The 25,905-nt window shown below is 44.1% G+C and carries 22 protein-coding genes; 13 read left to right on the top strand and 9 right to left on the bottom strand.

The window, feature by feature from the left end; genetic code table 11:
* The first annotated feature begins 62 nt into the window (after positions 1-62).
* From ACR64J_RS04145 to ACR64J_RS04160, 4 genes are all read left to right on the top strand, one after another.
* Positions 63-869: a YfgM family protein gene (locus ACR64J_RS04145; protein WP_317199948.1), complete on the top strand. Its 807-nt coding sequence runs from the start codon at positions 63-65 to the stop codon at positions 867-869.
* Positions 870-917: 48 nt separating this feature from the next.
* Positions 918-2,111, top strand: a complete 1,194-nt coding sequence (gene bamB, locus ACR64J_RS04150; RefSeq protein WP_435950576.1) for an outer membrane protein assembly factor BamB — start codon at positions 918-920, stop codon at positions 2,109-2,111.
* 163 nt (positions 2,112-2,274) lie between these two features.
* Entirely contained in the window at positions 2,275-3,690 is a 1,416-nt protein-coding gene (der, locus tag ACR64J_RS04155; protein WP_317199950.1) for a ribosome biogenesis GTPase Der, read from the top strand.
* A gap of 169 nt (positions 3,691-3,859) precedes the next feature.
* Entirely contained in the window at positions 3,860-5,770 is a 1,911-nt protein-coding gene (locus ACR64J_RS04160) for a sensor histidine kinase (RefSeq protein ID WP_435950579.1), read from the top strand.
* 123 nt (positions 5,771-5,893) lie between these two features.
* On the opposite strand, the gene ACR64J_RS04165 is transcribed toward ACR64J_RS04160, so the two are convergent.
* Entirely contained in the window at positions 5,894-7,057 is a 1,164-nt protein-coding gene (locus ACR64J_RS04165; RefSeq protein WP_317199952.1) for a D-alanyl-D-alanine carboxypeptidase family protein, read from the bottom strand.
* Positions 7,058-7,373: 316 nt separating this feature from the next.
* Entirely contained in the window at positions 7,374-7,769 is a 396-nt protein-coding gene (locus ACR64J_RS04170) for an MCR_0457 family protein (protein WP_435950580.1), read from the bottom strand.
* Positions 7,770-8,395: 626 nt separating this feature from the next.
* Between ACR64J_RS04170 and surE the strand changes: the two genes are divergently transcribed.
* The 6 genes from surE to ACR64J_RS04200 all read left to right on the top strand — a co-directional run bounded on the left by surE (position 8,396) and on the right by ACR64J_RS04200 (position 12,857).
* Entirely contained in the window at positions 8,396-9,181 is a 786-nt protein-coding gene (gene surE / locus ACR64J_RS04175) for a 5'/3'-nucleotidase SurE (protein WP_435950581.1), read from the top strand.
* 81 nt (positions 9,182-9,262) lie between these two features.
* Entirely contained in the window at positions 9,263-10,060 is a 798-nt protein-coding gene (locus tag ACR64J_RS04180) for a LysM peptidoglycan-binding domain-containing M23 family metallopeptidase (protein ID WP_435950583.1), read from the top strand.
* Between the two features lie 22 nt (positions 10,061-10,082).
* Positions 10,083-11,393, top strand: a complete 1,311-nt coding sequence (locus ACR64J_RS04185; RefSeq protein WP_435950585.1) for a lytic murein transglycosylase — start codon at positions 10,083-10,085, stop codon at positions 11,391-11,393.
* Positions 11,394-11,507: 114 nt separating this feature from the next.
* Positions 11,508-12,044 carry a cytochrome b gene (locus ACR64J_RS04190; RefSeq protein ID WP_435950587.1) on the top strand — a complete coding sequence of 179 codons (537 nt, stop codon included), beginning with the start codon at positions 11,508-11,510 and terminating at the stop codon, positions 12,042-12,044.
* Positions 12,045-12,123: 79 nt separating this feature from the next.
* A complete protein-coding gene (locus ACR64J_RS04195) occupies positions 12,124-12,555 on the top strand; it encodes a PACE efflux transporter (protein WP_435950589.1) in 432 nt (143 codons plus the stop codon).
* A 14-nt stretch (positions 12,556-12,569) separates the two neighbouring features.
* The gene (locus ACR64J_RS04200; RefSeq protein ID WP_435950591.1) at positions 12,570-12,857 is read left to right on the top strand and encodes a DUF4031 domain-containing protein; all 288 of its coding nucleotides are present in this window, start codon (positions 12,570-12,572) and stop codon (positions 12,855-12,857) included.
* A 325-nt stretch (positions 12,858-13,182) separates the two neighbouring features.
* On the opposite strand, the gene ACR64J_RS04205 is transcribed toward ACR64J_RS04200, so the two are convergent.
* On the bottom strand, positions 13,183-13,701 hold the full coding sequence (locus ACR64J_RS04205) for a DUF302 domain-containing protein (RefSeq protein ID WP_435950592.1): 519 nt from the start codon (positions 13,699-13,701) through the stop codon (positions 13,183-13,185).
* Positions 13,702-13,869: 168 nt separating this feature from the next.
* Positions 13,870-14,781, bottom strand: coding sequence for a LysR family transcriptional regulator (locus ACR64J_RS04210; protein WP_435950594.1), 912 nt, complete (start codon positions 14,779-14,781; stop codon positions 13,870-13,872).
* 196 nt (positions 14,782-14,977) lie between these two features.
* Here ACR64J_RS04210 and ACR64J_RS04215 point away from each other — a divergent pair, with 196 nt between their 5' ends.
* Positions 14,978-16,102 (top strand): S-(hydroxymethyl)glutathione dehydrogenase/class III alcohol dehydrogenase, encoded by a 1,125-nt coding sequence (locus tag ACR64J_RS04215; protein WP_435950595.1) that lies wholly within the window; start codon positions 14,978-14,980, stop codon positions 16,100-16,102.
* 91 nt (positions 16,103-16,193) lie between these two features.
* On the opposite strand, the gene ACR64J_RS04220 is transcribed toward ACR64J_RS04215, so the two are convergent.
* The gene (locus ACR64J_RS04220) at positions 16,194-16,853 is read right to left on the bottom strand and encodes a DsbA family oxidoreductase (protein WP_435950597.1); all 660 of its coding nucleotides are present in this window, start codon (positions 16,851-16,853) and stop codon (positions 16,194-16,196) included.
* Positions 16,854-17,071: 218 nt separating this feature from the next.
* Between ACR64J_RS04220 and ACR64J_RS04225 the strand changes: the two genes are divergently transcribed.
* Together ACR64J_RS04225 and ACR64J_RS04230 are read left to right on the top strand one after the other, a co-directional pair.
* On the top strand, positions 17,072-17,932 hold the full coding sequence (locus ACR64J_RS04225) for a universal stress protein (protein WP_317199964.1): 861 nt from the start codon (positions 17,072-17,074) through the stop codon (positions 17,930-17,932).
* 89 nt (positions 17,933-18,021) lie between these two features.
* Positions 18,022-18,996, top strand: coding sequence for a glutathione S-transferase family protein (locus ACR64J_RS04230; protein WP_435950598.1), 975 nt, complete (start codon positions 18,022-18,024; stop codon positions 18,994-18,996).
* Between the two features lie 68 nt (positions 18,997-19,064).
* On the opposite strand, the gene ACR64J_RS04235 is transcribed toward ACR64J_RS04230, so the two are convergent.
* From ACR64J_RS04235 to phbB, 4 genes are all read right to left on the bottom strand, one after another.
* Entirely contained in the window at positions 19,065-21,590 is a 2,526-nt protein-coding gene (locus ACR64J_RS04235; RefSeq protein ID WP_435950600.1) for a DUF3141 domain-containing protein, read from the bottom strand.
* Positions 21,591-21,971: 381 nt separating this feature from the next.
* Positions 21,972-24,044: a class I poly(R)-hydroxyalkanoic acid synthase gene (phaC, locus tag ACR64J_RS04240; RefSeq protein WP_435950602.1), complete on the bottom strand. Its 2,073-nt coding sequence runs from the start codon at positions 24,042-24,044 to the stop codon at positions 21,972-21,974.
* Positions 24,045-24,260: 216 nt separating this feature from the next.
* Entirely contained in the window at positions 24,261-24,926 is a 666-nt protein-coding gene (locus ACR64J_RS04245) for a phasin family protein (RefSeq protein ID WP_317199968.1), read from the bottom strand.
* Positions 24,927-25,000: 74 nt separating this feature from the next.
* Entirely contained in the window at positions 25,001-25,762 is a 762-nt protein-coding gene (gene phbB, locus ACR64J_RS04250) for an acetoacetyl-CoA reductase (protein WP_435950603.1), read from the bottom strand.
* Positions 25,763-25,905: the final 143 nt, after the last annotated feature.

Consider the following 25,905-nt stretch of genomic DNA (forward strand, 5'->3'; position numbering starts at 1 on the left):
GACAATAGTAAAGCTGCATTTGTACCGCGATACTTTTTTAATAATTTAGTAGGCAGATGATCATGGCATTGAACCCTAATTCACCAAATACCGATAACTCAATGCAGGCTTTGCAAAAGTATGGTGGCAATATTATCACTGTGATTTTGCTCGCATTGGCAGGCTATTTTGGCTGGACGTACTGGCAGAATAACCATGCGCGCGTAGATACCGTTGCCGCAGATCAGTACGCTGATATTCAAAGGCTCAATGAAGAGGTTAATTTGGCGTCGCAAAATCCTGACTTGGAGGCGGATGCTTTGGCCGCGATTGCAGATAGTCGCACTCAGCTTAATCAAAACATTGACACTTTAGTGCAAACTCATGGCGACTCTGTTTATGCTTGGCAAGCGCTGATGATAAAGGCGCGTACGCAAGCTGACAACGATGACTTTAAAGGTGCTAGCGAGACGCTACAAAAGGCATTGGCTATTGATTTGGGTGACGCAGGTCTAAAGGCGATCACTCAATTGCGTTATGCCGAAACCCTACTTGCTATGGGTGATGCCGATAGCGCCTTGTCTGCCGCTAATAACGAGTTCCCAATCTCGTTTGAAGCCAGTCAACAAGAGCTGTTAGGGGATATCTACTTGGCACAAAATAAGCAAGATGAAGCGATTCAAGCCTACAATAATGCTTGGGAGTTGTTACGAGAGCGTAAGGAAATTCGTGCAGTATTAGCACTGAAAATGGAGAGTTTGGGTGTGGTACCTGATCCTATCACTGAGCAGGCGAGTCTGGTTCAAGCCTCGAGTGCTGCGCCGCAGGCAATCAGTGTCGAACCTGCTTCTTCTGAAGCTCAAAGCGTAGCAATAGAGACAGCACAATAATTTTATATTGCATACTTATTTATCATTTACTCGTAGTGAGAACCTATAATGACTCGATCGATTCGCTCTAAAAGCATGGTCAAAAAGACGGTTATGAATGCGGCAATACTGGCGCTTATGACGACTGCTGTCGTTGGGTGTAACCGCGGTATCAAGCCTGTCGTCAACGATCCAGTAAAACTGGTACAGATTGCGCAGCCTATTAGTGTGCTACAACCTGTCTTTAATGTTGATGTTGGCAACAAAAAGGCAAGCAAAAAAGATCCTTTAAGCTTGCAGGTCGGTTTTGATAATGGTCAGATAGTTACCGCCTCGCGTGGTGGTGATTTACTAGGGTTTGATAGTACTGGTCAACGTTTATGGTCAGTGAATGTCGGTGATGAGATCACAGGCGGCGTGGCGGTAGATGCGTTTAGTCAGACTGCTATTGTTACTACTCGTAATGGTCAGGTTCTCGCCTTTGATAGTACAACAGGTGCCAAGCGTTGGCAGCAGCAATTATCAGGCTCAGTACTCACGCCTGCGCTCATTACCAATAACCGCGTGATACTGTCCGCCAACGACGGGTTTTTGCACGGGTTAGTACTTCAATCAGGTCAGTCGGTTTGGCAGTTTGCAACTCAAGTGCCCGCTATTAGCATTCGAGGTACAGCTGCGCCCACCTTATTAGATGATAAGACTGCACTTTTGGCAACAGCTGATGGTCGTCTGCACGCTATCACCACTGATAGTGGTCTGCCGCAATGGTCACGTCGCATAGGCGTTGGCACAGGCAGTAGTGAAGTTGAGCGTATGAGTGATGTTGATGGCAAGCCTATCGTTGATGGCGATCAGCTTTTTGCAATCAGCTATAGCGGTCAGCTTTTAGGTATCGATTTGGCATCAAAGCAGGTCATGTACATAAATGAGCTTGCTAGCCTAAAGTCGTTAGCGGTGAACAATCAGCAAGTGATCGCGACCAGTTTAGACGGCAAGGTCATCGCTTATGATCGCAATAGCGGCGAGATGCTATGGGAGAGCAACGAGCTGGCTTATCGCAAACTCACTAACCCTGTGATGATAGGCAACTATATTGCTATTGGTGACTTGGATGGGGTAGTGCATCTATTTAACCCAGCGACTGGTGCTATTGTCAGCCGTGTTCAGACCAAAGGTGCATTGACGACGCTACAGTCTGATAATAATCGTCTACTGGCTCAAAGCACCACAGGTCAAGCCTCCATTTGGCAACTGGCACGTTAATTAGCATTGCTACCTTTTAGTGCTGTTTTTTATTATCATAGGCATTAGGCGCTGCTATTGTGCCTAATGCCTTTATTATTGATCTATTATCGCTTTAAAGCATTATCGCTTTAATCCTGTCCGCTACTGTGTTTACTACCAAGCACACCATAGAGAGTATTGCATGAGTATCAAGCCTGTGGTCGCCTTAATCGGTCGCCCAAACGTCGGTAAATCCACCTTGTTTAACCAGTTTACTAAGAGTCGTCAGGCTTTGGTTGCCGATTTGTCAGGGCTTACTCGTGATCGTCAGTACGGTGATGCCAGATATGAAGATAAGTCCTTTATTGTCGTTGACACAGGCGGCATTGGCGAGGCGGATGATGGTAGCGGCAATATCGATGATTACATGTCTGAGCAGTCGCACACTGCTATACATGAGGCAGATATCATTGTATTCGTCGTGGATGCGCGCGCAGGTTTGATTGGCGCAGATGCTGAGATCGGTAAGTTTTTGCATACCTTAGGCAAACCTGTGTATGTCGTTGCCAATAAGGTCGATGGCGCTCATGATTCAGCGCCTGCTGAGTTTTATGCATTAGGACTTGGCGAGCCATATCCAATGGCGGCAAGTCATGGTCGCGGTGTCGGTAATCTACTTGAGGTACTTACTGCTGATATGCCAGAGGATGGGCACGGACAGGAGCCTGATGGCCTAAAGCTTGCTGTGATCGGTCGTCCCAACGTCGGTAAGTCAACGCTGGTCAATCGTCTATTAGGTGAAGATCGCGTTGTGGTATTTGATATGCCAGGCACAACACGTGATAGTATCTACATTCCTTATCAGCGCGACGGCAAAGACTATGTATTAATTGATACCGCAGGCGTGCGCCGCCGCGGTAAGATTGATGAAAAGGTAGAGAAGTTCTCTGTTATCAAAACCTTGCAGGCGATTAAGGACTCCAACGTTACGGTCATTGTCATTGATGCTCAAGAGGGTATCGTTGATCAAGATTTGCATATGATTGGCTATGCACTTGACGCAGGCCGCGCCTTAGTCGTTGCAATCAACAAATGGGATGGTCTGACTCCAGATCAAAAAAACTATATCAAGATTGAGATGGATCGCCGTTTTAACTTTATTCCTTATGTCAAAGTGCATCTGATATCTGCGCTTCATGGTACAGGCGTCGGTAATCTATACCCGTCTATTCGCCGCGCTTATGAGTCCTCGATGTTTGAGGTATCGACCAACCGCCTGACGCAAATCTTGCAAGATGCGGTGACTGCAAATCCGCCACCAACCGTTGGTGGTCGTAGAATCAAACTGCGCTATGCTCATATCGGTGGGCACAATCCACCCGTTATTGTTATTCATGGTAATCAAACTGGCTCGCTACCCAAAAGCTATCAGCGCTACTTAGAAAATCAGTTTCGCCAAGTGTTTAAATTAGAGGGCACGCCTTTGAACGTGGTATTCAAACTCAACGAAAACCCGTACGCTCACAAAAGCAGTACACCGACCAAAGCAAAGGCGCAGCAACTGCTTCAGCGCAAGCAGCGCAAAAAGTTCACTAAAGGTGATAAAAGAGATCGATAGCTCACGTTTTAATGAGCGTTTGCAAAGCTGTAATCGCTCATCTTCTAAAATTATTTTTTAAACCTATAAAAGGGTGCAATAGCCTTTGTGACTTAGCATAAATACCAGTAGTATGTATGGGAGTATTTAGATTTATAACATTACAGTTGTCTAATGGCAGTGACGCGATATGAAAAACCGTCCACAAAAGACTCTCTCCGCTATTGCTTGGAGCGCTGTTTTACAAGTAACCCTTGTAACTGTGCTGACCGGGTTTTTACTGTCTGTTATTTACGGTCTGGTTTATCACTATAAGCAAAAGCAGCAACACGTTGATCAGTTAGCGGCGCTACTAACCACTAGTGCTTCAACGCCCGCTGGTGCCAATCTAATCGCCGATCAGGTGAGACTCGTGTTAGCTAATGAGCCAAGTATTGAGAGTATTAGGTTTTATTCGACGACATATTCTATCGCCGATAACGCTCAAGACAAGGGTGATGAGACTCGTAGCGATTGGCAAAATGCACTGTTTTCAAATACTGCTAGCTTTAACTATCCTGTCATCAGTCGTGATGTTAGTAGTAGCACGTTTATTGACGAAGCTCTTGATGCCAGTGCTGATACTGAGAATCAAGACACTGGCAGTTTGGTTGGCTATCTTAATATTACGCTTGATACAGCCCGTATGCGTAGCAACTGGCTACAAGATAATTTGCTGCTATGGTTGTTCATCGTAGGACTCAGTCTGACTTGGATCATGTTTATACTGCGTAAAATCAACTGGTTTATCAAAGACGTAGATGCATTAACGGATGTATTCAAACTGGTCATAGAAAATCCAGAGCTCAAGCAACTACCTGTCACCAAGCAGCGCCTTGAGTTTAAGGAGCTTATGCAAGCCAAGCACGCTTTTATCACTTTGTTTGAGCGCTTAAAGAATACGAAGCGCGACTATAAAGAGCTAGCCATATTAGAGCAGCAACTACATAACAAAGATTTGTCTTTAAACCTGCAACGCCACACCTTTCAAAGCATGATCAATCACGAGCTTAAAACTTCACTCAATGCTATCGTAGGCGGCCTACAACTACTCGATAGCCAAGGCTTAAATATCGAACAAAAAGACACTGCTGACATTATCAATAAAGGCGCGCAGCAGCTTGTGATAATGCTTGATCAAATCATGTTACTAAATCAGATTGATAAAGGTCAGATTAGTATCGAGACGCGAGAATTTAATCCGCTAGAGGTTATCGCTGATTTACTCGCTAAGTATGAGCCTATCGCTCAACAAAAAGGGCTTGCGCTTGTTAGTCATATTCATCATATCGATTATGTGCTCCAAGGGGACGTCAACAAGATTAAGCAGATGGTATCGACGTTACTAGATAACGCAATAAAATTTACTACAAAAGGTGAGATTAGCCTTCAATCGCAGCTTACTCATTTTGATCGCAGTAATCGCTGGCAGATTGTGATCAAAGATACAGGTATTGGTATTGATGCCGATTATCTAAACGATATTTTTGATCCCTTCTTTCAGGCGGACTCGTCACAGACGCGTCAATACGAAGGCTCTGGTATTGGTCTGACTGTGGTCAGGCAAATGGCGCAGCTCATCGGTGCCACAGTAGAGGTTGAGAGTACACCTAATGTGGGTAGTCAATTCACGCTTACCATTCCTATGAGCAGTCAGCATCATACTCAGCAGCAATCGGTTTTTAGTGAGTTGACGGTTATCTATTACTACTACCGCGAAAAAGGACATCTAGCAGCTACTCTTGAGCGACTAGGGGCTCATGTTCATTATCATCAGTACGAAAAATCTGTTATTGAGCAGATGAGTATTAAAAAGGTAGATATAGTCATGTGCGCTGAAGACGTACAGATAACCAGAGTGATCTCGCTCACTAAATCCATCCGTCAATACGAAAAGGCGCATCGCGCGCTGATTATCTACTGGTATCCGCCGCAGCAAGCGCCGAATTTAGGGAGTTTTGAGCATGGGATCAAGGCTGTCGGCGTCGACTACTGTCACAGCTCAGATATCAATAGCAAAACATTAATGAAACTCATTAAGGAGTGGCTGGCATGGATATAGGACTTCTTATTTAGCACAAGAAAGACTACTTAGCACAAGAAAGACTATCAGCACAAAAAAACTACTGAGCATAAAAAAAGACGCCTGATATTTAGGCGTCTTTTTTTACAACTAAGTCATATATCAAAACAGGTTCTGCGCCCAGCGTACCACATGCTGCCACATCCGGCTTATAAACCCTGACTCCTCGACGGCGCTGGTAGCGATGATAGGTACAGAAGCTACAGCCTTACCATCAATAACCGCCATCATCTTGCCAACTTCTTGGCCTTTGGCGATAGGTGCCTCTAAGCTCTCAGGTATGTCGACGACCGTAGTGATTTTATTTTTTTGTGTCTTGGTGGTCAAGATTTGCAAATTATCAGCAGTCGCCAGCTCAACCTCTTCATTTTCTCCAAACCATACTGGCAGTTTGCTTACAAACTGACCTGAAGGCGCTTTGGTAACGGTTGTAAAGTGGCCATAGCCCCAGTTGAGTAGTTCGCGCGACTGATCCGCACGAGCTTGCGCACTCTCTGTGCCCATAATAACGGAGATCAGGCGCATACCGTCACGGTCGCTAGAAGCTACCAAGCAGTAACCAGCAGCGTTGGTATGTCCTGTCTTTAAACCATCGACTGTCGAATCGGTCGCGAGTAGGGCGTTACGATTGCCTTGAGTAATACCGTTATAAGTAAACTCCTTTTCAGCGTAGATATCATAATACTCACCGCTGTTTTTGATAATAGCGCGCGCAAGTTTGGCCAAATCCATCGCTGAGGCATAATGACCATCATCTGGCATACCCGTTGAATTGACAAAATTGGTGTTTTCCATACCCAGCTTTTGCGCCTGCTCGTTCATCAAAATAGCAAAAGCCGATTCGCTACCAGCGATATGCTCAGCCATTGCTTTTGAGGCGTCATTGCCTGATTGAATGATGATGCCGCGAAGCATATCGATCACGCTTGCTGTTTTGTTGACAGGGACATACATGCAAGATTGGCTACTACTACCGCGGCACCAAGCGTTTTCGCTCATCAATACTTGGTCATCTTCACTCAAATCATTTGAGGCTAAGCGTTGCTCGATGATGTAACTGGTCATCATTTTGGTCAAGGATGCTGGTGGCAGAGGTTGATTGGCATTCTTTTGTGCCAAAATCTCGCCTGTATTGTAGTCCATCAATACATAAGCAGTATTGTCCATTTCAGGAGTTTGAATGGCGGCGCCTGCCATGACCGCGCTCATAGAAGCGCTTGCCACCATAAGCTGGATGAGCTGTTTTTTTACCTGCTTTACTATCATAAATTGTTACACCGCATCAAAAAACCAAATGTATCTACCGCATAGCTAAGGATATAAACGTATGTTTGGTAACCTTTATACCGAGCCTCAAAACTCATAATTGACAGATGAGCACAGTATATTGCCTAAGCGATAGACATAAAAAAATAACGCCTTATAGTAGCAAAATGCCCGGCGATGGGGAATTGTTAAATGCAACTAAATAAGACCGGGGGAGATTGTTAAGATAATAAAAAACTTGCAATCACTTATCGCCAAAGGCTATAAATCATCGCAAGTCGTATGAGACATTGTCTGTTGCAACCAGTACTACCCGTTAGATAGCCGCGTTAGCCAAGTCCTCGCATAGCGCTTTGTTTTCTTGTCTAGAGAATCCCATAGTCCAGCTACGAATGCCTTGCAAGATTTGGCGATAATCTTGCTGAGTAGACAAGTACTGGATAGCCGCTTTTGGATCCTCTAATGACGGCATCAATTCGTGAAGCTGTACATTATAAGACTTATAAAAACGCTGTTTTTGTTTGCCATTGAGCATCGGCGGGCATATCTCTGAGAGCACTTGCATGACAGCTATTTCATGCTTAGTGATGTTCATACCAGACATATCTAAAGGGATCGTTGTAGAGTTATCTGCTGCAGTTGTTACTGAAGAGAGCAAGAATGCAGACGCTATGGCGCTAGCAAAACCGACTTTGGAGGCGGCTTGTTTCATAGTAAAAGCTGTAGACAATATCGATTGATTCTTCATTCAGTATTACGCTCGCTTATCATTATTTGATGGTCATATGGTAATAGTTATAAAAATAAAAGTCACATGAATTCTTCGTCTATGTGTAGATATATTGTGAGCTTAGCCCGTGTTTCAGCAACATAGCAGAGCTATGAGCAGACAAGTTACGTCAAGATAAAGCAAAGGGTAAATAATGTTGTTAATTATTGCTTATTGTAACGCATTGGCATATTTTTTAGGGCACCGGTTTTGATAAATAGACTGACAAAACAAAACCTTAGACGTTAAGTGAATAGGGCAGACAGAGTATAACGCTAAATGCAGGCACTGGTGTACAAAGATTAATTTAATATTATTCACTATTATATAAGGCAGCTTTGAGCAATTTATCTCTTATTTAGTTTTATCACTGTCTGTTTGCAGGCAGCACTTGAGATATACAAGTACTAGTTAAGAGGTGTCAATCACCTAGAGCTTTAAGCATTTTGGCATTGAACAACAAATACAGTGTGTACAAAGGATATGATAATCCTATATCATCAAAACCCCAAAATTTAGCAAATCATGATGACTTTTATAGCGTCATCTACTATAGAAAAAGAGTATTAATGAGATTTTTAATTAGTAATGATGATGGCTTATATGCACCTGGATTGGCAGCTTTGTACAGGGCTTTATCTGGCATTGGAGAAGTGGTCGTCGTCGCACCAAATACTGAGCAGAGCGGTACAGCTAGTGCGTTAACTATTACGCGTCCCTTACATACTCACATTCTGCCATCTGGCTTTATCGCTGTAAATGGCTCGCCTGCTGATTGTATTCATTTAGCACTGCACAATCTTTATCAGGGCGTAGCATTCGATTGCGTCGTAACGGGAATCAATTCAGGAGCAAATCTGGGACAAGACGTTCTATATTCAGGTACCTTTGGCGCCGCTCTTACCGCGCAGCTTTTTGGTATTCCAGCTATTGCAACCTCCTTAGTTGGCGGCGCTCATAAAATATCAGACCAAGATCAAAGTTATGATAGGGCAGCAAACGAGATCGTCAAATTATTAACTCAAACATCGATAATAGATACCTGTAAAAGTTTGCCCTATCATGTATTAAACGTTAATATTCCTAATGTAAAAAGTGCTGATGATATTCAAGGTCGCAAAATCACGCGCCTAGGTCATAGCCAGATTGCACAGCCTGTGTATCATATGGTTGATCCACGCGGACGTGATGCTTACTGGTTGTCTTTACGCAAAGATAACGCACAGAATCAAGATCAAGCATCGGCTGATACAGATATACAAGCAGTTGCAGCAGGCTACATTAGTCTGTCACCAGTTAGGCTACACCATACTCCAAAAGCGGCGCTCAAACAGTTGCAGGCGCTAGATATATAAAATAATAATTTAAACCAGATACTAGCTTTACCATAAATAAGTCACACTACGACAAGTCACACTACAAATAGGATATCTTGTATGAAAAAGCTTACGATGAGATCGCAATTAGCGACGGCAACCTTGCTCGGAGCAATGACAGTGGCGATGGTTGGCTGCGCAACTAAGCCTGCTTATCAGCCGACCAATCTAAGCGGTCCCAAAATCATTACCAACGCTCAAGGTGTGCCTAATTATCATCTAGTCAAGCGCGGCGATACCGTCAGTCAAATCGCTTCTCGCTATCGGCTGAACTATCGCCAAATCGGTTCGCTAAATGGTTTAGATAGTAAATATACTATCTATAGCGGTCAATGGCTTAAACTGTGGGATGGCGGCTCGGCGCCTGCTGCCAACAACAGCTACAACACGTCAGTCCGTCAGACGCCGCAGCCACAGCCTACCTACACGCCGCCTGTCACCAGTGCACCTGTCACTCAAAGTCCAGTATATAACGCAACGGCCAACTCGACGACAAATTATGGCTATCCAACGAGCAATCAGGTGATTCGCAACTTTGATGCTCAATCAGGCAACATGGGTATGTGGTTTGCCGGTCAAGAAGGCGATCCTGTCGTAGCGAGTCAATCAGGTACGGTACTGTACTCTGGTAATGGACTGCCTGAATATGGCAACCTGATTATGATACGTCATAGTGACAACTATATTACCGCTTACGCCCATAACAGTCAGTTGCTGGTCAAAGAAGGCGATCAAGTACAGCGTGGTCAGCGTATTGCCAATATGGGCCGCAGTGGTCAAACCGATCAAGTCGCCTTAGAGTTTCAAGTGCGCTTAAATGGTAATCCTATTGATCCACGTGCAGTACTAGCGCGCTAATTCCTAATATGAGAGTTGTATCATGCTAAAAAAACAATACGCCGCTTTGCTTCCCGCGCTTTTTTTTGTCGGCTGTACCAGTCAGCAAGCCATGCAGCAGCCAAGCAAAACGGTGCCAGTACGCCAAGGCAAAGTAGAGATTACTCAGCAGCAGACGATTACTGTAAAACCGACACCTGCGCCAGTTATCACGCCCAAACCGCAACCTGTCAAACCTAGCTATCAGAGTTTTTCGGACTGGAAGTCTGATTTTTCTATGCGCGCGCTATCATCAGGCTATAGCAGTTATGATGTGCAGCGCTTGCTTGCGTCTGCAAATTTAAATCAGCAAGTTATCTCACTCGATTCAGGGCAGCCTGAGTTCTCAAAAATGCCTTGGGAATACGTTGATTCTGCGGTATCAGAAGGTCGCGTGAGTACTGGCAAGCGTAAGTTCTCTGAACAGCGCGGATTTTTATCACAGTTAGAGTCCAGGTATGGCGTCGATGCTGAAGTCATCGCCGCGATCTGGGGTATGGAATCCTCCTACGGCGTTGTCACTGGCAATAGCTATATTCCAAGCTCGCTTGCTAGTCTTGCCTACGATGGTCGCCGCCAAGAGTTCGCCGAAAACCAGTTGTTAGCCCTTATAACCTTGCTACAACGCGGTGATGTGTCTTGGTCGCAGCTCGATGGCTCGTGGGCAGGCGGCATGGGACAGACGCAGTTTATCCCTGATACATGGCTCAAGTATGGCGTTGATGGTGATAATAACGGTAGCCGTAATCCATGGGCGACAGGGGACGCGTTAGCATCGACTGCCAATTATCTCAATAATTCAGGTTGGGTGCGTGGTTTGGCGCCTTTTTATGAAGCAACTATTCCTGCCTCTTTTGATTACTCCTTAGTCGGTACCAAACAATCTGCTGCCAGATGGGCATCGAGGGGTATTGATACGCTTGAGGATGTCACTTTGGATGCCAATACTCAGATGGAGCTGTGGCTGCCTGCTGGTAAAGATGGTCCTGTCCTACTGCTTAGCCCTAATTTTGATGTTATCAAGGTATACAACAACTCTTCAAGCTACGCGCTTGGGGTGAGTTTGCTTGGCAAAGCCATCGCGGGCAAAAGCGGTCTACAAAAATCATGGCCACGTTACGAGCGTCCACTCTCTACGGTGCAAGTGACCAATTTGCAGCGCCGTTTAACCAGTTCTGGCTACGACACCAAGGGTACTGACGGCATTGTCGGTACCAACACTCGTAATGCGTTTCAGCGCTGGCAGGCGGACAACGGTCAGACGCCAGATGGTTTTATCACGCAGCGCAGCGCGTCGTCATTAGCGTCTTGGTGAAGTGATCTGCTAACGCCATTTTTCAGCAGTGATTATTGGCGCAAGCTTACAGTAAAATTTTAGTTTAAGAAATATATTTTGTCCGAGAGTGTTTTATAACCCAATAGGTAAGATATGAGCCCAGTTCAACCTACTACAACCCATGTCAATAAATGGTCTGCGATCAGTCGCTTTTTTCACTGGGTCAGCGCATTGCTGCTGCTCGTCACTTGGGTTATGATTTTTACCTATGAGAATACGGATAACTCGTTCTACATTGGCCTGCATAAAGCCTTTGGCGTTAGCTTATTGTTTTGGATGATAGCGCGAGTAATTAGCCGCGTATTTACCAAAGCGCCGCCGCCTGTCCCTATGCCTAAATGGCAAGAGATGATCTCTAAGATTAGTCACTTTATGCTTTATGCATTACTGATTGCGATGCCTATGGCAGGGCTGCTAATGTCAGTCTACGGCGGGCGTGCGGTAAGTATGTTTGGGCTGTTTGATATTCCTGTATTTGTCACCCCTGATCGCGGTTTGGCACGGTTTTTTAATGATGTGCATACTGATATTATTTGGAATCTAATATTAGTATTTACCGCCTTGCATATTGCAGCCGCGCTTTATCATCAGTTTGTCAAAAAAGATAAGCTCATTAATCGTATGCTGTAATGCACCTTTAGGTCTATAAAGTGCATAGCGTTTAGACACTATTGAAGCTTGCGGCTTAAATGAATAACAAAGAGCTTTTATGCGCACGACCAAAGATCGTATTCGCCACGCTTTGAGCTTTGAGATTATTGGGCTGCTTATTTTTGCACCATTAGCGAGCTTAGTGTTTGGTTTTAAGCTTGAGCTGATGGGCGTCATTGCTATTGCAGGCTCCATAGTCGCCACTGTCTGGAATTATTTTTATAATATTTTATTCGATAAAGCAATGCTTAGATTACGCGGCAGTGTCCACAAGACCGTAGCATTACGAGTCGGACATACGGTACTGTTTGAGGGTGGTCTGCTGGTATTATTCTTACCGCTAATCGCATGGTACCTACAGATTAGCTTGTGGGAAGCCTTTGTTATGGATATAGCGATGGCGACCTTTTATCTTGTGTATGCGTTTGTCTTTAATTGGGCTTATGACAAGGTATTTCCGATTCCTCAGCATGCTCAGGGTACGCAATAAAAAGGACAGTCAATATGGCGATATACGTCGATTTTATGCAGATAGAATTTAAAGGCTATAAATGGTGCCATATGCTGGCAGATACTTTGCAAGAGTTGCATGAATTTGCCGCACTGATTGAAGTGGATAAACGCTTATTTCACCGTAATGCCAGTTATCCGCACTATGATGTTACGGTGCAAATGCGCTTAACTGCTATCGAAAACGGTGCTATTCCTGCCGATAGAAAGAAAATTATTGAATGTGCAAAGAAGTTGAAAGTAGAGTTACATGAGCAAATAGCACAATCTGAGAACTCCTAATAAGTTAATTTTCTAAAACATGAAAAAGGTGGGTTATGCTTTTGCATCCCACCTTTTTATTTGTTTAGATTCTTACCTAAAGCTTATAACATTCCCAAAAATTAGAGTAGCAAGGAAAACGAGTGCAAGTATAGTCGATGTACTATAAAGTAAATACAGCGCTACTGGGATGAATTTTGCGCAGCCTCTGTGAACGCAGCACGCAAGTAAAATTTATACCAGTAGCGCGTTTGAAGTTATAACCTTTTTACTTCCAACTGACTATTCTACATTTATAATATGCTAAGCGAGTTTGACGCCGCTAATTGCATTTTTGGGTTTGGTATTACTTTGCAATAGCTGCTTTACTAACACCATCCAATGCTTTTGCAATATTCCCTAATTGGGTATCACAACCTTTTATATTATGGCGGTCTTTGAGATATTCAGGATTGTTGTACGATAACCAAACTTTTTTATCAGCATCTTCACTGATGAGGATTTTTTGCGGCAAATCAATAGCGACGCTTTGCTCGCAATTCATCAATGGTGTACCGGCTTTAGGATTACCAAACATAATCACTTGTGTGGGTCTTAATGTTAAATCAACACCTTGCGCATTTTTCTGATGATCGACGCGCGCAAACACCTTCATGCCTTTACTTTCAATAATCGATGCCAGTTTATCCGCAGTATCTTGAACGGAGTGATTACTTTGCATCGTCACCAAACCCTTCTCAGCATTAATAGCAGCCATCGTTTTTGGCGTTGACTGCCCCTTGTCTGACGCGTTTAAAATATTTTCAACACTGGCGCAAGAGGATACAGCCAAAGCTAGAGCAGCGATAGAGATAATTTTAAGCATAAAAAGTCCTTTTTTATTGTGGTCGTTTATTCAGCGAGTGATGGCTGACAACATCGAATATTCATTGTGAACCATAACATTGTGCTTCATAACATTGTGCGTAATAAACTACGCATAGTAAAGGGTCGCATGACAACACCTCTAAAAGAATGACTAAGCCAAAACTAATTACACAGCCAAACGCTCCGCCAGATAATCTACGAGCAATCGAATCTTTGGTGATAAATGACGGTTGTGCGGATAGACGGCCCAGATACTTTCTTCAGGCTCTCTATAGTTATCTAGTAAGCTGACCAGCGCGCCTGATGCTAAGTATTTTTGCACATAATAATCAGGTAGCTGCACGATACCCAGACCTTTTAAAGCGGCATCAACTAGGCTGTGACCACTGTTATATTGCACAGTGCCAAACACGCGCAGGTTTTTTTCTTTATCAGCGTCTTTTCCAGAACCTGTTTTTCCAGAATCTGTTTTTTTAAAATCTATAAAATGCCAATAGTCACGAGTGCCAAGTAAGCAGTTATGTTGGCTTAGCTCGGACAGAGCATGAGGAGTGCCGTATTTTTCAAGATAAGCGGGTGCGGCACAGACGAAGTTGGTACGACGGCTAAGTTTTTTTGCCATCATGGTTGAGTCGCTTAATTTGCCAATACGAATTGCCAAGTCATAGCCGCCATCTACTAAGTCAATTTTTTGATTACTCAAAAATGCCGTCACTTCGATATCACGATATTGCACCATGAAGTCATTGACCAGTGGCAATAATTGCTGCTCGCCATAAGTGACAGGAGCGGTCAGTTTAATCCTGCCTTGGGGTTTTGATTGTAAGTTGCTTACTGCTTGCTCAGCGGCATCCAAGCCATCGAGCACGCTGCGGCAATGCTGATAAAACACGCGGCCTTCTTCAGTCAGTGTTACCTTACGCGTTGTGCGATATAGCAATTTGATACTGAGGCGCTTCTCTAAGGCGCTTATCTGCCGACTGACTTGCGCGGTTGAGATGCCCAACTCTTTTGCAGCACGTGTGAAGCTTTCGTATTCTGCGACGTAAACAAATTCACTAATGCCATCCCAGCGCATGATTATTACCACTGTGTAAAAGATATTTGTAAATATAGCACATTGTTATCATGGCAGAAACGACTATAATAGTTAGTGTAAAGTTTAATGCTTCACAGACAGGTTCAGCTGTCGCTTGCCTCTACTAAGTCAGCACTATAAGATGAATAGGTCTGTGCTCAATAACCGATAAAACTAATTAAAAAGAGAGACAACTATGTCAGATGAATTTATTAAATCAAGAGCCGCCATCGCTTGGGGCCCAAATGAGCCACTATCTATTGAAGAAGTAGACGTTATGCTGCCACGTAAAGGCGAAGTGTTGGTAAAAATCGTCGCCAGTGGCGTCTGCCACACTGACGCCTTTACCTTATCTGGTGAAGATCCAGAAGGCGTGTTCCCAGCTATCTTAGGTCACGAAGGCGGCGGTATCGTTGAACAGATCGGTGAAGGCGTGACCAGCGTCCAAGTCGGCGATCACGTTATTCCTTTATACACTGCAGAGTGCGGCGTCTGCAAAATGTGTCGATCAGGCAAAACCAATCTATGCTCAGCCGTACGTGAGACTCAAGGCAAGGGTCTGATGCCAGATGGTACGACGCGCTTTTACAAAGACGGCGAACCTATCTATCACTACATGGGCTGCTCGACCTTTTCAGAATATACCGTCTTGCCAGAGATTTCGTTGGCCAAAGTGGACAAAGACGCACCGTTAGAAAAAGTTTGCTTGCTAGGTTGTGGCGTGACCACCGGCATGGGCGCGGTTATGAATACGGCAAAAGTCGAAGAAGGTTCTACCGTCGCTATCTTTGGTCTCGGCGGCATCGGATTATCAGCCGTTATTGGCGCTCAAATGGCAAAAGCGCGCCGTATCATCGCGATTGACATCAATGAGAGCAAATTTGATCTGGCGAAAAAATTAGGCGCAACAGACGTCATCAATCCAAAAGACTATGACCATCCTATTCAGGACATTATCGTTGAGCTTACCGATGGCGGCGTAGATTACTCGTTTGAGTGTATCGGTAATGTCGATGTCATGCGCTCAGCGCTGGAGTGTTGTCATAAGGGCTGGGGCGAGTCGGTCATCATTGGGGTCGCAGGCGCAGGGCAAGAGATTTCAACCCGTCCATTCCAGCTAGTGACAGGTCGCGTCTGGAAAGGTTCAGCATTTGGCGGCGTCAAAGGTCGCAGCGAATTACCAGGCTACGTTGAGCGTTACTTAGCAGGTGAGATTCCATTACAAGACTTTATCACTCATACCATGCCATTAGAAGATATAAATGAAGCCTTTGATTTAATGCATAAGGGTGAGAGTATTCGTACGGTGATTCATTTTTAGGACAGGATTTATCATAAATTAAATCATATCCACATAAAAACGCCGCTTCGATATTGAAGCGGCGTTTTTATTTTTGTCAGCTCAAAGCAACTTAGTCAGGCATATCTGCTATTTTTTGCAAAACGTGCTTAAAGTTATCGATGCCCTGCGCGCCGCTGACCAAATGACGCTCATCAAAGATAATAGCAGGTACGCTGTGAACCCCTTGCTGCTGCCAATGCTGTTCAGCCATACGTACGTCTTGAGCAAAGCGCTGATCTTTTAATACCGCTAATGCTTCGCTACGATCAAGCCCAGTCTGAGCTGCAATATCAGCGAGCACCTCGATATCAGAGATATTAAGGCCGTCAGTGAAGTGGGCGACGAATAGTGCTTGTTTTAACTCGTGCATATGTCCTTGCTGCTCCGCCCAGTGCAGTAGCTGATGTAGATCAAAGGTATTATGCATACGCGTATCATCATTGAAGTTAAACTCAAAACCAACCTCGCGACCTGCTTGAGTCATCGCCTCACGGCTGGCATCAGATTGTGCTTTGGTCGAGCCGTATTTTTCTATAATGTGCTCACGTAAGTTTTGGCCCTCGGCTGGCATGTTAGGATTGAGCTCAAACGGGTGCCAGTATATCTTATGCTCAGTATTGGTCTGCTTAAGTGCTTGCGCTAGCTGACGATAACCGATAACGCACCAAGGACAGACTACGTCGGAGACAATATCTATTCTGAGTGGCTCAGCTTTCTTGGTATTATTCATAATAACTTCCTATAGTTAGGTTTGTGTTTGCATCATCATTTTAATGGCGTTTATTCTTCTCAAAACAAGCTAGCGTTTTACTATTGGATCTATAATCTTAGGCGTATTAACCATTTGAGGTGAGCCTAATGTTTTAATTTGCTAAGCTTGACTATAAGGCTCATAAACTTGGTAGACTCTATATATACCTTACTTTTATTTAATCTTAGGAGGAAGTGATGATGACCCAGCAGCATATTCTAGCTTGTGTCGATGGCTCAGCAGTCACAGGTTCCGTCAGTGACTACGCCGCATGGTACGCCAGTCGCCTAAATTTGCCTGTAGCCTTATTAAATGTGACCGAAGTGCCTGCATCCAAACGGCGCGACCTATCTGGCGCGATAGGACTCGACAGTCGCCAGATTCTATTAGAAGAGCTCTCGCATTTAGATGAGCAGCGGGCAAGAGTCGTCAATAGCTACAGCAATGCTTTAGTACAAGATGCCAAAAGCCATATACAAAGCAGCTTTGATGTCCAAATTAAGGTTTATCAGCGCCGCGGCAAATTGCTATCTGCTATCGAGCATTTCAAAGAAGATAACCGCGCTATCGTCATGGGACGACGCGGTGAGGATCACAAAAACGCGCGAATCAATATCGGTAGTCAAATCGAGACGGTAGCACGTGCCTCTAGCATTCCAATTTTGATTTGCTCAGAAGCTTACAAGGAGCCACGCTCATATATGGTGGCCTTTGATGCCAGCAAAACGGCTATCAAAGCGGTCGGATTGGTTGCCAAAAGCGAGCTGTTAAAAGGTATGCCCGGGCATATTGTGATGATTGGTCATAATAATGATGAAGCAAAGGAGAGTCTAAGAGTAGCCGCTGAGCAGTTAAACCAAGCAGGGTTTGAGGTGCAGACGCATCATTTGCCAGAGACAGATGCGGTCAATGGTCTGCTTACTCATCAGACGCAAAACGACATCGACATCATTGTTATTGGCGCGTATGGACGCTCTAAATGGCAGCAGCTATTCTTGGGCAGTACCACGACAGAAATTATCGCCAGCACCGTATCCCCTGTGATTTTGGTACGCTAATAAAATGATGGTTTAAAAACAACTTAGTGTTTGAAATTTAGTGTTTGAAATTATCAGTATAGATAACAACATTTGTGAGGAGAGTAATCTTGGGTTTATTGGTTGATGGTAAATGGCAGGACACTTGGTACGATACCGACGCTAGTGGCGGGCGCTTTAAGCGCGAAGAGTCTGGGTTTAGAAATTGGGTCACAGCAGATGGTAGCGCAGGACCAACGGGCAAAAGTGGGTTTCAAGCCGAACATGATCGCTATCATCTATATGTGTCCCTAGCTTGTCCTTGGGCGCATCGTACGACGATATTTCGTAAGCTCAAGGGGTTAGATGATATGATTTCACTATCAGTCGTCCATCCCTTTATGGGTGATTATGGTTGGACCTTTAAAGACGGCGCAGGCGTCATCGCTGATCCTATCAATCATGCGGACTATGCCTATGAGATCTATACCGCTGCAAAAGCGGACTATACTGGCCGCGTCACTGTGCCTATCTTGTGGGATAAAAAAACCAATACTATTGTCAGTAATGAATCTTCTGAAATCATTCGGATGTTCAATTCTGCATTTGATGAGGTAGGTGCATTGCCCGTTGATTTTCTGCCTAAAGATAAATGGGACGAGATCGATGAGATTAATGCTTTGGTCTATTCGGCGGTTAACAATGGCGTGTACAAGTCGGGCTTTGCAACCACGCAAGACGCTTATGAAGAGGCCGTTGGCGAGCTATTTGCAGCTTTAGACGTATTGGAGTCACGTTTGGCAGGCAGTCGCTATTTGGTTGGAGATAGTATTACCGAGGCCGATTGGCGACTGTTTACCACGCTAGTGCGTTTCGACGCGGTGTATTTTGGTCATTTTAAATGTAATCTGCGCCGTATTGTTGATTATCCTAATTTGTGGGGCTACCTAAAGGAGCTGTATCAAGTACCGGGTATTGCGCAGACTGTAAATATGGATCACATCAAGTCGCACTATTACATCAGTCATGCCAATATCAATCCGACAGGTATTGTTCCTGTTGGCCCCAAGCTTGATTTTGAGGCGCCGCACAATCGCGATAAGTGATCATAAAAAGGGGCTACCTAAATCATTTAGATAGCCCCTTTTTTTGTTTTAACGTTTAGCTTTAAAAACTAGATGATATCAGCGTCTTTTAGCGCTAACGCCGCTTCGATACGCTTCTTGATAGATAAAATAGCAGGGTCTTGATCGACCAGCTTATCACCAACTACATAATGCACCAGTTTTAGCGCCTCAATACGTTGCTCTTTTGATGTGAGTAACGTGCTTAGTGAAGCAATAGACTCATCTTCAGCGAAGCGCACGATGATCGTTTGCGTATGTATCATAGTTGATAGATCCGCTTGCGGCATTTTAGTAAACGGTGCTTTTTCTGTCAAAACTTCTGTCAGACGTATCAGCTGATTACGATCGATACTGTTGTCCGCGACCAAGTTGCTCAAAATCAGCATACGTACGACCGCTTCATTAAAGCCGCCATCAGCGATTTTGGTAAGCGCTTCATCTACTTTTGGTAATTCGTGCAATGAGTCTTTATCAAGCAGGCGACGTGAGCCGACTGATTCACCGTACTGACGGAACCAAGGCATAGACCAGATACTAAAGAATTTGCTTTCAGTATAGCGTCCTTGCCAATCGCGCCAAAAATCAAGCGTCATTCTAGTATTATCCATAAACATCTTTTCTATCTGTAAAAAAAGATTGTCTTGCTGGAGCGACTCGATAGCAGGCAACTTGATTCTGGCATAAACGTCAGAGGGCTCATGCGTTTTCTTGTCCTTTTCAACCGGGACAAACTCTTGATTTTGGTTTTTCTCAATGCTACCACTGAGCACTTGGCTCATTTGACTCGTCGCCATCGCTATTGGGTTTTTGCTGCTCCAGATACTTCTTTGTAGTCTTAGCGGATGCATTGTACGCAAAAACTGCGCAGAGGTCTCATTGCTCATCGCTTTGACGATAGGGCGTAGGTTGTGCTCGTAAGCTTGCGTTTGTGACATAGAGTAGCGATGTACTGCTTTGAACGGCTCTTCATCGGTACGGTACTCACCAATGGCTTGGCTCAAATCATCAAAGGTGCGGCGCTCAAGATTGACGGCAAAGGTTTTTTCTTCTCCGCTACCTTCAAAGTCAGCAATATCTAGCTCGTAGAGACCAGGTGGTAAGACTTCGATCATATCCATGATTGAGGCAATACCAGTATGCTCAGTATTCGCAATTTTTGAGCTGACAAAAATACCTAAGTGACCCACTTGCTCATGGATCATATAAATAATACGCTGACCACAGACTTCAACATCTTTTTCGTCACTGTACGCGTCCAAAATCCATGACAGCGCTTGCTGCGGCGGGGTAATATCATCACCGCGTGAAGCGAAAGCGATAATTGGCGCTTTGACATTACGCAGGTCAATATTGACACCTGGCTCAAGCTGCCCGGTATTGCGAGCTAAGCGATTACCGATAAAGATATTCTCTACAATCCACTGAATCTCTTTGTCATTCATTAAGAAAAACCCGCCCCACCAGCGCTCAAAATCCAAAAAGCGCTGACGGTTGGCTTGCGGGTTTTTGTATAAATCGTAATATTTACCGACATAGTTACGATATGGTGTCATTTTTTCGAAGTTATCGACCAAAGCGGCACCATCGAACACGCCATTATTGAGATCAGCGCTGAGCATGGACAACCAAGTACCGCCGTTAACGCCAGCTTTGTAGCGCATAGGGTTGACACCAACTTCTCCGCTCCAAGCGGATACTGGTGCGCCGTTTAGCACGATAGGACCTGTAATATCTGGATTAGTAGCGGCTAAGATAAGCGCCGCCCAGCCACCTTGGCAATTGCCAATGATGACAGGGTCATCTGATTTTGGATGGCTTTTTTCTACTTGACGAACAAACAAGCCTTCAGCATAAGTGATATCGGCGATCGTTTGTGTTGGCTCAGGTAAGCGCTTGAACGCCACAAAGTACACAGGATGCCCCTGATTTAGGGCAACGCCGACTTGGCTTTCGTGCTTAAAGCCGCCAATACCAGCGCCGTGTCCTGCTCTTGGGTCAATTATAATGTAAGGACGCTTGCTGTCATCAGTGATAATTCCGGCGGGCGGTATGATTCTAAGTAACACATAATTGGAGGGGCGATCAAAATTACTGGCGTCCATTATGACGTCATAATCATAATCTAAAACGGGCGGGCAGCCTGCTGCCTCGTGCTCCAAAAACACATCGCCACGCTCTTTGAGCACATCAGCCGTTTGCAATAGACGCTTGGTGCTGTCTGTGCTGTAACTAAGCCACTCTTGCCAGATTCTATTTGGCGTATAAGTCTTTTTTAGACTGCTAACGATATCATTAGCATCTTGCTTGAGCGTCTGAATATTGTCTTGAATCTGTTGTTTGGTCTGCGCCATATGTCTTGAGGTGACTTCTTTTATCAACACTGCGCTGTCTTCGGAATAGCGCTTTTGACGCGTAAAGTCGTTGATGTTGTTTTCGCTTTTATAAAACTGATTGTTCATCATGTCTTGAAAGTTCGGTACAGAACCGGGCACTCTTTGACGTGGGTTGTTGCGACTTAGCCAAACTTGGGCTTTATCTGGCTGTTCGATGTTTTCTTCGATAATATCTGACATAGGGTATTCCAGTTTGTATAGGGGTAGGGCGTGACGTATTTACCTAAACACCAGCATCTGAGCATTTAAGATGCTAGAAGTGAGTGTCGTACACGCCTAAATAGTTTATAAATTTATAAGGGTTAGCTCTCGTTATAATACTAAAATTTTTGATCCTGACAAGGCAGTAACCTAGACCTGTAAATCTAGAATATAAGTTTTAGCTTTAACGTTATAGAGTCAATCTGGTAGTAAACCACGGTACGATAAAGTAAAGAAGAATACAATGAAATAAAAGTTAAGTCGGAGGTTTTATAAAACAAATAACGGTAAGAGCAAACAAGTAGCGCTCTTACCGCTTATAGTACTTTTAGACAAATAGTACTTTTAGACAAATAAAAATTAATTTCCAGAGGACTTTAGTGCATCTTCTGCTCTAACGTGAACATATGTACCAGGCGCGTCACCTAATACTTGCCACTCTTGGCCCTTGTGATCGACGCCAGGCATACGGCTATCAGCTTGTCCTGCGCTATGCTGGTCGATCCACTCCTCCCAATGAAGCCACCAGCTTCTATCTTGTTTTTGTGCTTTGGCGTACCATTCATCGGGGTCAGAGGCGTACTCATCATGAGTATAAAAGCCATATTTACCAGTAGGCGGATTGATGATACCTGCAATGTGTCCTGACTCTCCGAGTACAAAAGTCACGTCACCACCGAGCACTTGCGTAGACGTATAGCTGCCTTTCCATTTTGCAATATGGTCTTGTAGCGTTGCTACGACGTAGGTCGGTGTTGTCACTTTTGATAAGTCGACTTTGATACCATCATAATCAAGCGATCCTTTTTCGATCATTTTGTTGCCAAGATACAGCTCACGAAGTACAAAACTATGCAAAGCGGCGGTGACGTTGGTGCAATCAGAATTCCAATATAAAAGATCAAAAGGAATAGGGCGCTCGCCTTTTAGATAGTTTTGTACATAGTAATTCCAGTATAGGCTATTCTCCCGTAGTAAGCTAAAGGCCACGCCCATCATACGTCCATCGAATACCCCTTTGTCATTGCCTTCTTTTTCAAGGGCACCTACAACGCGCTCGTCGATAAATACGCCTAAATCGCCTGGATCTGTAAAGTCGAATATCGTTGTCCAAAAAGTGGCGCTAGCGATACGATCGGCTTGTTCATTTTCAGTAAGCCAAGATAAGGTCAACGCGAGTAACATACCGCCGATACAGTAACCAATGACGTTAGCATCAGGCTCGCCTGTGATCTCTTGTATCGTATCCAAAGCGGTGAGCAAACCGTCATGCATGTAGGTATCCATACCGACATTTTTGTACGCTGGGGTAGGGTTAGCCCATGAGATAACAAAGACACTATGACCTTCATTTAGTGCCCAGCGGATATAGGAGTTCTTTTCTTGCAAGTCCATAATATAGAACTTGTTGATCCAAGGCGGAATGATCAGTAGCGGACGCTTATGGACTTTATCCGTGGTTGGCGTGTACTGAATCAGCTCAAACATATGGTTGCGAAACACCACTTTGCCAGGGGTAGTAGCAATGTTTTCACCTAGCTTAAAAGCATCGTCATCCGTCATTCGTACGCTGAGCACTTGGGCGCTTTTTTCCATGTCTTCAGTAAGCTGTTTTAAACCTTTGACCAGATTTTGACCTCCTGACTCCATAGTTAGGCGTAGCACTTCAGGGTTGCTCCACAAAAAGTTGCTCGGAGCGACCGCGTTTAGCCACTGACGAGTAAAAAATGATAAACGCTGGCGCGTCTTATCATCGATACCATCAGCCTTGTCTATGGTAGACATCATGCTATCAACCATCAGCAAGTAGCTTTGTTTGAGTAAGTCAAAAATAGAGTTGTTCGACCATTCCTCATCATTAAAGCGCTTATCGCCTTTTTCTGGAGTAGCAAGCGGCTCGGTCTGATTGCCAGAGAAATTCATCAAAGCATTTTGGCTTAGCTGTACTTGCTGCTGCCATAGCATCATCTGTTTTTCAATCAAGGCTGTCGGGCTTTTTTCAGTGACGCCCGTTGTCAGGTTCTGCCACCCATCAATAATGTTGAGCATAATGGATTGGCTGATATTGTCGTCTTGACCTGCACGCTTTAGAGATTCGCTCATAAACTTTTGGGTAAAGTCAGTGATACCGTCAATAGCGTTGCTGGTATCTGATGGCGACTCATCAGCGCTCTGAGCCATATTTGGAGTCATGAATTGACCAAACTGACTCATAGAGTCTTGCCATAGCTTCATATTGGCTTCAAAAGGATTGGCCGTCTGTTTAGACTTGTCAAAAAAAGATTGATTCATCTTATTGATCTGATCTAGTTGATCTAGATAATATTGACCAAAGCTATTGAACCCAAAGTTGTTGGTATCTTCGGTAGTTGAGTCGTGTGATGACTGACTTTTATTATCGTCTGAGTGGTCGCCGGACTGTTGATTATCCATATCTTTATCCATTGTTTATCTGATGGTACAAATTATCTGATGTTACGAGCTATTTAATGGTGCTTTTTATTTTGTAGTAAAAGCTTATGTTAGTAGTAAAAGCTTATGTTAGTAGTAAAAGCGCATATTGCCAACACCATAAAAATAAGGCGGGAAAGAGCTCTCTTACCCACCTTTATATAATAATGACGACATAAAACTGTGCTAACTAAACAATTACTTAGTGTTGGTTTTGGCAGCAGTTTTACTGGTGGCATTCGTTTGAGCTTTGCTCGCAGCACTAGTGGCTTTGGTTGCTTGCTCTTTGACTTTTTGAGTCATGTTTTTCATGTTCTCAGTGTACTCTTTAGCATTTTTATTGGCTTGCTCAGTTGCCTTGGTAGCATTTTGCTTAGCAGCAGCTGTGGCTTTAGAAACTTGCTCAGTTGCTTTTTCAGCCATTTTGTTCATGTTAGCTGAGTATTCTTGTGCCGCTTTGGTCGCTTGGTCAGCAGTTTTTTGCATGTTGCTTTGCATCTGCTCACTGGTTTGACCATATACGTCACCCATTACTTGCATCACTTCATCGTGCATGCTGCTACCAAGCTCTGTCATACGCTTAGCATCTGCTAGCATTTTTTGGCTGATAGTATTTAGCATTTCAGCTTGTTTTTTACTGAAGTTCTCAGCAGATTCTGGTGAGTCGATCTCAGACACTTGACGCATGTTCTCAAGACCCATCTCAGAGTAGGACTTGATAGTGTTCAATGAGAACTCAGTCATCATTTCTGCGTTTTTTAAAAAGGCTTGGTTCAATTTAGTCCAAGGCTCAAACATTTTTTGAGCGTTTTCGCTCATGTTGTTGAACTGATTCATAAAATCTTGAGGGTTTTGCTGTGACATACTGCTTCTCCGCGCATGGGTTGTATAAAAATTTGACTTAATAGTATAACAGATATGACCTAATAATACTCAATCTAGGACATATACTGTCCGCCGTTCACTGATATGGTCTCGCCTGTGACAAAGATAGCTTCGTCACTAATGAGGTACATACAAGTTGCAGCAATTTCGTTGGCACCTGCCAAACGATTCATCGGAATGGTTTCTTTAATTTTGTTCATAATATGTTTAGGCACAGTCTCTACCATAGGGGTATAGGTGTAGCCTGGCGCAACGACGTTTGCAGTGACTGATGAGGTTGCGCCTTCATAAGCTAAAGCTTTGGTGAAACCAATAATGCCCGCTTTGGCCGCAGAGTAGTTGGTTTGACCGTACTGACCGCGCAGACCGTTAATCGAACTGATGTTGACAACGCGGCCCTCTTTTTGCGCCAGCATCTTGACAAAGACGGGGTGAACAATGGTATATAGCGAGGTCAAATTGGTATCGATAACCTGTTTCCACTGCTCAAAACTCATCTTTTTAAAGCTACTATCGCGGGTGATACCAGCGCCATTTATCAAGGCATAGATGTTGTCATACTTATCAATGGTTTTTTGAATATTTGCCATAGCGGTCTCGTGATCACTTAAATCAACGGCAAGAAATTCAAAGCGGCTTGAGTCAAATCCATTGTCATCACACCATTTTTTGGTGCGTTCTGGATCCTCTTTGCTCAAAGTAGCAATGACGTGATAACCCTTAGCTAGCAGTTTTTCACAAATAGCGGTACCGATACCACCTAGTGCTCCTGTTACCATGGCTACTTTTTGACTTTCTGCTCTCGACTCTGACATATAAAACCTCCGTGTTTGAAATCAGTGCACAAATGTATTCTGCTATATTTTACCTTAAATGCACTCTAAAAGGTTAACAAATTTCCAATTTTTACGGAACGTTACTCACGTTATGAATATAAAAGGTTATAGATTCAAAACAC

Origin of the sequence: Psychrobacter sp. DM8 (assembly GCF_051307025.1) — a bacterium.
Classification (GTDB): Bacteria; Pseudomonadota; Gammaproteobacteria; order Pseudomonadales; family Moraxellaceae; genus Psychrobacter.